An 11,302-nucleotide genomic window follows, 5' to 3' on the forward strand; every position below is an offset into this window, starting at 1 on the left:
TACCTATCTTTTTAATCATTCAACAATGAAGATAATTCCTGTTCCTCCTCTTCTTCAAGTGCTCGAATATCCGCAAGGATATCCTCTACTGAGCGTAGCGGCTGATATTCATAAAACAGTTTTGAAATAGGGAACTCGCAACCTATCTTGTCTTTTTCTCTATCCATCCATGCGTCAGGAGCAAAGCGAAGAACTTCGTTTTGAAAATACTCTTGAATATCCGTCTTGAATGGAATCGACTCATAGTCACGTAAATTAGTGTCAGCAACTAAGTCGCTGCTATCATCAAGTGGTATGACATGAACCTCGGGAGCGGTTTCAGATACTTCACCAAAGAAGGTGCGACAATCTTTGATAAGTTTTGCGGTAGTCTTTACCTTCTTCGACTCCAAGTAAGCAAAGAATTCAGCATCGGTGCGTTCTGTATCAATATTGTCCAACGCAACGATGTTTGCCAAAGCTTCGCTCTGCTTCTTTTTATCGAGCGTAGTATACTTCGTCTTTACATCCTTGTATGTAAGGCGGAGAGGGCGCTCAACGGTAATATAAGTGTAGAAGAAATCATCCTTATCCATGAGTTTTGCGTTGTCGCAAGTCTCAAAATCATGGTAGATACGACATATTTCACTTCGACCGTAATCGCTGACCAAGACATTTTTCATACCGAGATTCTTGCGCATGGGCTGGACGTACTCGTCTTTAGCTGCATTTATCAGTAGCACTTTATTCTTGTGGCTTTCGGGCTTCTTGTTATCAAATATCCAAAGGTAGGTAGCGATACCTGTGCCATAGAATAAACCGCCGGGTAAAGCAATGATAGCATCAAGTAAATCATTATCAAGCATGTGCTTGCGAATATTGCTCCAACCGGAACCTGCACCACCGTTAAATAATGGTGAACCATTAGAGAGAATGCCTACGCGGCTGCCTTTGGGGTCCATCTTATGAAGCATGTGCAAGGTGAAGAGTAACTGACCATCGCTCTTGTCGGGCAGTCCCGGAGCAAAGCGACTGCTTTTATCTTCCGCTTCGGCAGAAACAGAATCGTATTCACGTTTCCAGTCTACACCGTATGGAGGGTTCGCCAGCATAAAGTTGAATTTTTGGTCGCGGAACTCATCGACGAGAAGCGTGTCACCTACAGCGATACCCTTTGCTTCGTCTCCCTTCATGATAATATCACTCTTGCAGAGTGCGTATGTTTTGTCATTTAACTCCTGACCAAATAGGTTGACGGTTACATCCACTCTACGCTCTTTTGCCGTTTCCTCTATAGTATCTTTGGTCAACGTCAAGATGCCACCCGTACCACAGCAGGGGTCATACACAGAGATTATCTTCCCATCCTGGTAAATCTTATCTTCTTGGCCGAGCAAGGTAATCTCCGTCATCAAGCGGACGATGTCACGAGGAGTATAGAATTGACCGGCACCGATACCTACAGATTCTTTTGCGTAACGAATGACAATTTCGAAAACAGTGCCCATCATGTGGTTGTCTACTTTGTCGGGACTGAGGTCGATGTCCAGCACAAAAGCTTTAGTTACTTGAAGCAGAAGATTCTTGCGGGCAAGGTTTAAAAAAATATCGCTCAGACTCGCATTTTCACCTTTACCGGTGAAGTTTTTCAGAATTTCACGGATGTTCGGACTAAAACCTTCAAGATAGGTCTTGAAGTTATTCGTCAGGTCGGCGGGAACTGTTATCAACTTAGAGAGTGACAGACCGCTCGTATTGTAGAATTTGTAGCCGGCAGCATCCATGAGCATCGGCATCATATTGTCGATATCTTCTTGTGAGGTCTGACCCAGTTCTTCAAGTTGCTTCATGTTGGCTGCCACAAGGTTTTCTGAACCTACAAGTACGCAGTCCAGACGGCGAAGGAGAGTGAACGGAAGGATTACATCCTCTACGTCCTTATTGTCATATACATTGCGAAGGAGTTCCTTCACGTTCCATATCATTTGACCTAATTCTTCTGCTGTCATATTGAGTTTTCTGTTGTTTGTTTTTACTGATAAGACTAAATTTCGACAATGAACTCTTGTTGTACAGTATCTATCCGTGATGAAGTCTTAGGGTATCAGCAGTGAACTGTCTCCGTAGCTCAGAAACCTAAAATAATGGCCCAGTGCATAGTCATAAATCTTCCGCCAGTTTCCTTTCACAAAGGCGGAAACCAATAGCAGCAATGTACTTTGCGGCTGATGGAAATTAGTGACCATTTTCTTGACTATTTTGTATGTATATCCCGGCGCGATGATAATCTGAGTACTGCTATGCAACGCTTCCATTTCGTGCCGGTTCAGATAATCCAGAATCTGTTGCAGAGCTTCCACCGGAGTCAGTTCATTCTTATCTTCGTAGGGCATCCATTGCTGTACATGCAATTCGTCCTGAGTGGCATCGGGGTTGTGGTTGATAAGGACGCCGATATAATAAAGACTTTCCAAGGTACGTACCGAAGTGGTTCCTACCGCAATAGCTTTTCCATTATGGGCGATTAATTTTTCAATCGTAGACTTGCTTACAGAAATGTATTCCGTATGCATTTCATGTCCTTCTATCTCTTCACTTTTTACGGGCCTGAAAGTACCTGCACCTACGTGTAAAGTCAGTTCCTCACGGTCGATTCCCCGTTCATCCAGCGCTGCCAGTACTCTTTCCGTAAAATGAAGCCCTGCGGTGGGGGCGGCAACAGAACCTTTTATCTTGGAATAAACCGTTTGATAAGTTTCCTTGTCGCTTTCTTGTGTCTCACGGTTCAGATAGGGGGGGATGGGCAATTCGCCTACCACTTCCAGCAAGTCGGCGAAGGTGATTGTGTCATCATCCCATGAGAAATCAATCCAATGACTGGTTCCCCTGCACTCTCCACGAGTGGCGGACAGCACTATTTGTTTTCCTTTTACATCTACAGTACGGCTCAGCGTGCCTTCTTTCCATTTTTTCAGATTGCCTATCATGCATAACCAGCTGCATTGGCGTGTTTGCTGGAAGTTTAACACATAGTCATTGGGCTGGACAGGTTCCAGACAGAATACTTCTATTAATGCTCCGGTTTCTTTACGGAAATGCAGACGGGCTTGAATCACTTTGGTATTATTGAATATCATCAGTTCTCCGGATTCCAAGTATTGTGGCAACGAAGTAAAGACGTCTTCGCTCACTTCGCCGTGGCGGTAAACTAACAGTTTGGACTGATCGCGTGTGGCGAGGGGGAATTTGGCAATCCGTTCATCGGGTAGCGGGTAGTTGAACTCACTTATTTTGATATGTTTGGTATCTTCCATCTGAATCTATATCTTTTTCTGCGCAAAAGTACTGATATTTATTTGACGCGCTGAAAGCCAGTGTATTATAACTAAAATGTAGACTGGCTTGTACTTGTACACTTCTTATCGAACTTGACAAAGGTAGTGATTATTTTTTATTTAGCACCATCTTCTTTTAATTTTTTCCTTCCTTTCCAATACGTCCAAAACCTTATATATAAGAAAAACTTAAAGAATAATGAACCTTGAAATGAAATGTGTATAATTTTAACTATTCTTAACTAGTAATAAAATTAAGAATTTTATCTAATCTTTCTTTGTAGTACTTGATAATGAATGACTTCTAGTTGATTTTCTATATTGTTTATGATACAGTCTATAATCCGTATTTCATGTACAATTTTCCATGTGTTTGTACAAAAATACATTCTTTAGTATAACTTTTGTTATTTTATTTGCAGCGTTGTTTGCATAAAAATTAACTTTAATTGATTACGAAATGAAAAACTTAAAAGAAATTGTAGTGAAATGGCATCCAGGCTTTCAGAGGATGTTCGCTTTCGGCATCCTTGTTATGTTCACTATGATATTGTTTGCACAAGGAAAGCATATTTCAGGAACTGTGTGTGATAAAAATGGAGAATGTATTATTGGTGCCAGTGTGTTAGTCAAAGGTACTACCAATGGAACTATTACTGATTTTGACGGTAATTTCACCTTGAATAATGTACCGGACGATGCGGTCTTACAGGTTAGTTTTGTCGGATATGAGACATTGGATATTCCCACAAAAGGTCAGAATAATCTAAAAATAGTCATGACAGAAGATACGGAAACCCTTGACGAAGTTGTGGTTATCGGTTATGGCTCTGTTAAGAAGAGTACCCTGACGGGAGCGGTGACCAAGATGGATTCCAAGGGAATAGAGAACCGTCCGTTGGCGCGTGCTGAAACAGCTTTGCAGGGCCAGCTGGCAGGTGTGCAGGTCCGGACAACAACAGGTGAACCGGGTGCTGATCTACAAATTCGTGTACGTGGTGCAGCTTCTGTCAATGCTAGTTCCGATCCGTTATATGTGGTTGATGGTGTTCCGATGTCAACCTTAAGCGGTATTAATCCGTCTGATATTCAATCTATTGAAGTCTTAAAAGATGCCGCATCTGCCGCCATTTATGGATCTCGTGGTTCCAACGGAGTCGTAATGGTCACAACCAAGACAGGAAAAAGCGGCAAGCCCAAAATCTCATTCAATGCCAGTTACGGTGTTCAGCAACAGGAAAAGAAGATGGACTTGTTAAGCTCTACTGAATGGATGGAGTTCAAATTGAAATGGCTGGACGCCAATTACTTGGCTCAGGCAAAAAGCAAGGGGGTGACAAATGCCAGCATAGCGGATAGTAATGAGACGCGTTTGGCCAATCTCGGAATTCAAGCCGGCACCAGCGCATCATACAACTATGCTTTTGATGAACGATGGTTTAAATATTTGAGCAAGGATATACAGGGCTCGCATACTTATACGAATAATCCGGAGGAGCTGTGTCTGCTTGACTGGCAGGATGAATTTTTCCGTAATGCGATAGTACAGGATTATAGTCTGAGTGTTTCCGGTGGAACAGAAAATACCTCCTATCTCTTTTCCGGAGGATATATGGATCAGGAAGGTATTGCCACCGGAACTAATTATGAACGTTACTCTTTCCGTACAAATCTGGAATCTAAGATAAACAAATACGTGACTGTTGGTATGAATCTGGCTCCGACTTATATTGTACAGCAGGGCTCGGGACTTGCTAATGGCAAGGACTCCCAAGTGCATCAGGTATTGACATCCACTCCGGTTTCGGAGCCAGGAGTGGGGTATACGACCAATGCGAATGGCAATCTTAGATACAACTGGGCTGGCAGCGCTTCAAGTCCTATTTATTATATGGAAAACAATACGAATGAAAACCGTATCATGCGCATGACCGGTAATGCATTCCTTCGGGTTACTCCAGTTAAAGACCTGCGTATAGAGTTTTCTGGTTCCGCACAATATTATGACAAAGATGCCAATACTTATTATATGACCGCTGCTTCCGGTAACTGGGCGCAAGGAGAAGGTGCGAAATCGTCGGGGTCTCATCTGACAGAAAGAACCTGGGAAACATTGTTACAAGCGGTCATAAACTATGATCTCAATTTAGGGGGACATGCTTTCAATATCATGGCCGGTGCGTCCTCGGAAAAAAGTAACACGGGATTCTCCACGAATCAAAGTTTTTCCGGTCCTTTCCCCAATGATGCGATTCAAGGATCTTTTGATGGATCCAAAGTAAGCGTGAAGACCAATACCGTTACAGAAAAAACTCAGAAGAATCTGGCATCCGTTTTTGGTCGTCTGCAATACAATTACAAAGAAAGATACATGTTTTCCGGAAGTTTGCGGTATGATGGATGTTCTATTTTTGGAACCAATAACAAATGGGGTGTCTTCCCCGCAGTATCCGCAGGATGGATGGTTTCCAATGAGGATTTCTTTAAGAAGCTCAATCTGCCATGGTGGAACTCTTTGAAATTCAGAGTAAGCTATGGTGAAACGGGTAATAATAATATCAGCAACACGGCCGCCTATGCTACTTTGTCAGCTATAACCTATGCCGGACAAGCAGGTTACAAAGCCAACTCTCTAGGCAATCCGGATCTGGGATGGGAAAAGACCAAAAGTACGGATTTTGCAGTTGATTTGGGATTTGCGAACAATCGCATTCAGTTGTCATTGGATTATTATACCAAACGGACATCCGATCTGCTTTACCAGGTTCCTGTACCAGGTGCTTCCGGTTTTTCCACAGTATGGGATAACTTGGGTGATATCGACAATAAGGGATTTGAAATAGAATTGAATACAAAAAATCTGACAGGAGCCTTCTCATGGAGCACTTCGCTGAACATCTCTTATAATAAGAATACTGTAAAATCATTGGGCGTGGACGACACCCCCGTTTATTCGGGCTTTAGCAGCGGGCAGAATTCAAATGTGCTGATGGTAGGTAAACCTATCAATACTTTCTATATGTATGATGCAATCGGTGTTTGGAAGACACAGTCTGAAATTGACGCTTATAGCGCGGCTCACAACGGAACTCCGGTCACTTTTCAGGGAAGCACGGTCAAGCCGGGGGACATCCGTTATGCAGACCTTGACAATAATGGCTATATTGATGCGAATGACAAGGCCTATCTCGGACAGCCAACTCCTAAATACGTGTTTGGTATGACCAATAATTTCAGTTATAAGAATTTTGATCTTTCCATCCTGTTGACCGCACAGACAGGTGGTAAGATATTCGGTGTGTTCGGGCGTGCTTTCGACCGTCCGAGTATGGGGGCCAGCAGCAACGTATTGGGACGTTGGCGGAATGCATGGTGGTCTGAAACGGAGCAAGGAGACGGAAAAACTCCGTATATTCTAAGCACTACAACGGGGACGACCTTGGATTCCAGATGGCTGTATTCGTCTGACTATCTGCGTATCAAGAATTTGACGCTTGGTTATAAAATTCCTATTAATCCGAAATTCATCTCATACGCGCGTGTCTATGTTTCCATTGAGAATCTGGCCAGATGGGACAACTACTATGGAGGTTACTCGCCGGAGGCAGCCAATACTGCATCCAGTTCCTCTCCCGGAGGACAAAGTGCTGTAGGGCTGGATTACGGAGGCTATCCTATTCCGCGTATATACACAATCGGTATCAATGTTAATTTCTAAATAAAAAATACAGAGTCATGTTTAAGTTAAAGAATATATTATGTTTGGGCGTTCTTGCATTGTCCGCCGTTTCCTGCGATGATTTTTTAGAGACAGCTCCTTCCGACTTGCTTTCCTCCGATAGTTTCTACCAGACAGCTGCCCAGTCGGAACAGGGTGTTATAGGTGTATATGGTGATCTTGATCAGATTTCTAATTATGTATACCTGTATATGTCTGAGTGCCGTTCCGACAATGCATGGGTGGAGCCTAGGCCCAATGGTTTGAGGGAATATGCTGAAATTGGTACTTTTCGTGCTGGCGAGGACTTGGGCATGTTCAACAGTGTATGGAATCTTTTGTACAAAGTCATTTACGACGCCAATGTAGCACTGGCGAAAATGGAAGGTTGTGACTTTGGCGGCAATACAGCCATCAAGGAACAGTTTCTGGGCGAAATGCATTTTATGAGGGGATGGTGTTATTTTGAACTAGCCCGGTTATGGGGAAATGTCCCTTTGATCGTTACTCCGGTATCTCCTTCCGAGGTGAAGGGGATAGGGCAGTCCACTCCACGTGAAATTATAGAGAATGTTGTCATCCCTGATTTGACCGAGGCAAAAAACAAACTGCCTTACAAGGAACGGATGGTGAATGCCTCCGGAACTTCAATCTCCTCCGAGGGACGTGCTGATAAGATGGCCGCTGAAGCAATGCTGGCACGTGTTTATATGACACTGGCCGGTTCACCCTATAATGATGGAAATGCCAAAACTCTGGCCAAGACCCAGTTGGAAAATGTGTTGAATTATTCAGCTTCTAATGGAAACAAGTATTGGGCTCCTACTTTGGACGAATGGAGAAAGCAATGGATGCCAAGTACGGATTATTATAATAAATATTCAATCTTTGCAATCCAGCATAGAACCAATGAGAACCGTAATTATCTCATCTTTAATTTCAGTCCGGGGCTTCCCCCTTCGTATACAAGCAAAAGAATTTTTGGAAATTCCATTTGGGTGGAAAAGACTTTGGAGTATGAGTTCGAAAGAACTTTCTCTAATGGCGGAAAAGACGGGCGTGGAGTAGGTTTCACCACTTTGGAAGGCTATGAGGAGGAACCCAACTATCCAGCATACACCAATGACCGGGATAATGTGACTTTGGAAGACGGTACGATAGTGGAGGTATATACCAAGACCATGTTTTATAAGTATTTACCAAGTAAGCACAAACTGGCAGAACTGGGCATGTCTTTTGATGAAAATTCAATGGCGGGTGATTATGATTGGCCGGTGAACTTTCCCATACTTCGTTTGGAGGATATGATGTTGCTGTATGCGGAGATACTGGCAGGTGAAGGCAATGTGGCAGGAGCGATGGAGTATGTCAACAAAATCCGAGAACGTGCCGGTTGTGATCCGGAAACAGCTTCCAGTAGTGCAGAGGCGTTGCGGTTTATAAAACGCGAGCGGCGTGTGGAATTGGCAGGTGAGGGGATACGCTGGTTCGACCTTGTCCGGTATGGAGAATGGCAGTCTGCCATTACAAGAATGTTCGATAATTATAACAACCCTGACGGGACAGACAAGAGTGAATTAAAGAACGGACGATATCTTTATCCTATACCTTTGGATCAGATGAATGCCGTCCCTGGACTTTATTCCCAAAATGAGGGATATTGAAATAAATATCAAGTTAAACAAAAGTAATTTATTAGGGCAACAGCTGGTCGGGATGACTGGCTGTTGTTTTATTTCAATATGCACCAGTTTGAGTTCGGTTAATTTGAAAGCCGCCTACAGTATATCTGGGCAAATCTTTGTAAATTCGAACAATTGTACCGATATTTGCGCTAACTAAAAAAGAAAAGAGTATGAAAATAGGAGATAAAGTCCGTTTCCTTAGTGAGGTAGGGGGCGGTATTGTGACCGGATTTAAAGGAAAAAATATGGTGTTGGTAGAAGATGCCGATGGCTTTGATATTCCGATGCCCGTCAAAGAATGCGTGGTGATTGATACGGATGATTATAACATGAAGCGTAAACCTGTTGCCCCGGCTCCTAAACAGGAGATTGCTGGTGCGAAGGCAAAAGGAGTGTCAGTCAAGGTGCGTCCGGATGAAGAGGAAGACGAACGCCCTGTCACTTATCGCCCGGCCGAGCGGAAGGGGGGAGATATACTGAATGTGATGCTGGCTTTTGTGCCGCAGGATCTCAAGGCCATTTCCGCGACAGCCTTTGATGCTTATCTTATCAATGACAGTAATTTCACTTTGTACTTTACTTATCTTACTGCCGAAGGAAGCAACTGGCGGGTACGTAGCCATGGCACGGTGGAGCCGAATACGAAATTTTATATCGAGGAGTTCGATAAAAGCGTTTTGAATGAATTGGAACGGGTGGCTGTGCAGTTTGTCGCTTTTAAGGATAACAAGAGCTTTTTGTTCAAGCCTGCTGTCTCTGTGGAATTGCGCATAGATACCGTGAAGTTTTATAAACTGCATACTTTCCGTGAGAGTATTTTCTTCGAGGAGCCATCGCTTATTTATGATATCGTGAAGGATGATGTTCCGGTGAAACAGGTGTTTGTGTCGGCAGAGGATATAAAGGACGCATTGTTGCAGAAGCATGAACCGGAACCGCGCGTTTCAAAGCCTTCCCGGACGAAAGTAATAAAAAATGATATATTGGAAATAGATCTTCATGCCCATGAGTTACTGGATACGACTGCCGGTATGAGTAACAGCGAGATATTGAATTACCAATTGGATGTCTTTCGTAAGACCTTGGAGGAATATAAGAACAAGAAGGGGCAGAAAATTGTCTTTATTCATGGTAAGGGAGATGGCGTGTTACGCAAATCTATCTTGCAGGAGTTGAAGTATAAATATAAAAACTATGAAAGTCAGGATGCTTCGTTTCGTGAATATGGTTTCGGGGCTACCATGGTGATTGTTCATTAAGACTTTCTCATTCATATGGAGGGTGGTATGGCAACATTAAAAGAATTTTTGAAATCGGATCGTTTTGCTACTTGTGCGGGAGTGGAGCTTCTTGAGATAAAGCCGGGCTATGCCCATGCGCGTATGGAGGTGACCGACCGGCATCTGAATGGGGGAGGAGTATGTCAAGGCGGTGCCTTGTTTACATTGGCCGATCTGGCTTTTGCCGCTGTGGCGAACAGCCGTAAGAAACTTACACTTTCAGTAAATGCCAATATTACTTTTCTCCGTCCCGCTAAGTTGGGTTACGTGTACGCTGAGGCTGTTGAGGTGTTTAATCATCACCGTATTCCTTTTGTCGAAGTAAAGATAACAGACGAACAGGGGGAACTGATAGCTGTTTTTACTTCATCGGGGTATCGTAAAGAGTCTGATTTGCCGGTAGATGCATTAGAATAATTCATAATAGATAAAAGCCTGTTGTCAAAAAAGGCAACAGGCTTTTTTAATGATAGTTATCAGTGAAGGCAATGGTTGTCTTATCCTTCTTTGACTTTAGCTTTTCCTATTCTTCCCGGTTCTACGAACAAATATTTGTAGCCTGCGCGGATACTTGCCAGATGTAGTTTTTCCAAATGTGCACGGCGGACAAGCAAAGCTGTCATTTCATGAATACGTCCGTTAGCATAACCTATCATTTCGTCCTCGGTTGTATCCTCAGAACCGTAAGAGCCTGCTCCTTGGACGATCATAAAAGGTGATTCGGTACCTGCTTGATCCATACCGACAGCAATGGCGACATAAATCCACATAGGTCCGTGAGCAACTACTTTACGTGCTGTGGCCGTGCGGCTTTCGCCTTTTGTCAGCGTTTTGTGGCAACAGCCTTCTACGGATTGAATTTTCTCTCCTAAATCGTATACGGCTACTTTGTCATCGGCGGCATCCAAAGGTTGTTCAAACAGAACGGTGTCTTTTTTCCCCGGATAACTGATATGATAACATTCATATTCCGGTTGCATTCCTCGGGGTTCGTCATCCCCTACGGAACCTGCTACAAGTTTAACTTCTAGAAATGAGCCGTTCAGGGCGGTTTCATATACCGCATCCGTCAAAGCGGCGTTACTGGTTAATTCTAATTCTTTCATAAGTCAAGGTTTTTTTAATAAGTTTCCCTCATAACATTGGGTGAAAAGAAAAGTTCGTGATAGTTTGATAAGGAACAAAAACGGGTGTTAATAGATGAAATAAGGGGATTGGTCGATTACTCTTGTTCACATGATGATAAAGCCTTAACTTTACTACTGGAAAAAGAAAAACTCTGAGAATCAAGATAGAAAAGTAGAA

7 protein-coding genes are annotated in these 11,302 nt (G+C 43.3%); 4 read left to right on the plus strand and 3 right to left on the minus strand.

The window, feature by feature from the left end; all coding sequences use genetic code 11:
• Positions 1-11 precede the first annotated feature (11 nt).
• Together ACYQ0C_RS03680 and ACYQ0C_RS03685 are read right to left on the minus strand one after the other, a co-directional pair.
• Positions 12-1,988 carry a class I SAM-dependent DNA methyltransferase gene (locus ACYQ0C_RS03680; RefSeq protein ID WP_016278314.1) on the minus strand — a complete coding sequence of 659 codons (1,977 nt, stop codon included), beginning with the start codon at positions 1,986-1,988 and terminating at the stop codon, positions 12-14.
• An 87-nt stretch (positions 1,989-2,075) separates the two neighbouring features.
• Complete coding sequence (locus ACYQ0C_RS03685; protein ID WP_016278315.1) at positions 2,076-3,293, minus strand: S-adenosylmethionine:tRNA ribosyltransferase-isomerase; 1,218 nt, start codon at positions 3,291-3,293, stop codon at positions 2,076-2,078.
• A 481-nt stretch (positions 3,294-3,774) separates the two neighbouring features.
• Here ACYQ0C_RS03685 and ACYQ0C_RS03690 point away from each other — a divergent pair, with 481 nt between their 5' ends.
• The 4 genes from ACYQ0C_RS03690 to ACYQ0C_RS03705 all read left to right on the plus strand — a co-directional run bounded on the left by ACYQ0C_RS03690 (position 3,775) and on the right by ACYQ0C_RS03705 (position 10,414).
• Positions 3,775-7,032: a SusC/RagA family TonB-linked outer membrane protein gene (locus tag ACYQ0C_RS03690; RefSeq protein WP_016278316.1), complete on the plus strand. Its 3,258-nt coding sequence runs from the start codon at positions 3,775-3,777 to the stop codon at positions 7,030-7,032.
• 17 nt (positions 7,033-7,049) lie between these two features.
• Complete coding sequence (locus ACYQ0C_RS03695) at positions 7,050-8,696, plus strand: RagB/SusD family nutrient uptake outer membrane protein (RefSeq protein ID WP_016278317.1); 1,647 nt, start codon at positions 7,050-7,052, stop codon at positions 8,694-8,696.
• A gap of 191 nt (positions 8,697-8,887) precedes the next feature.
• Positions 8,888-9,976: a DUF2027 domain-containing protein gene (locus tag ACYQ0C_RS03700; RefSeq protein WP_016278318.1), complete on the plus strand. Its 1,089-nt coding sequence runs from the start codon at positions 8,888-8,890 to the stop codon at positions 9,974-9,976.
• Between the two features lie 27 nt (positions 9,977-10,003).
• On the plus strand, positions 10,004-10,414 hold the full coding sequence (locus ACYQ0C_RS03705) for a PaaI family thioesterase (RefSeq protein ID WP_025018161.1): 411 nt from the start codon (positions 10,004-10,006) through the stop codon (positions 10,412-10,414).
• An 80-nt stretch (positions 10,415-10,494) separates the two neighbouring features.
• Here the strand turns inward: ACYQ0C_RS03705 and ACYQ0C_RS03710 are convergent, their stop codons facing one another.
• On the minus strand, positions 10,495-11,103 hold the full coding sequence (locus ACYQ0C_RS03710) for a histidine decarboxylase, pyruvoyl type (protein WP_016278320.1): 609 nt from the start codon (positions 11,101-11,103) through the stop codon (positions 10,495-10,497).
• Between the last annotated feature and the right edge of the window lie 199 nt (positions 11,104-11,302).

This window comes from Phocaeicola sartorii JCM 17136 = DSM 21941, from assembly GCF_054653615.1.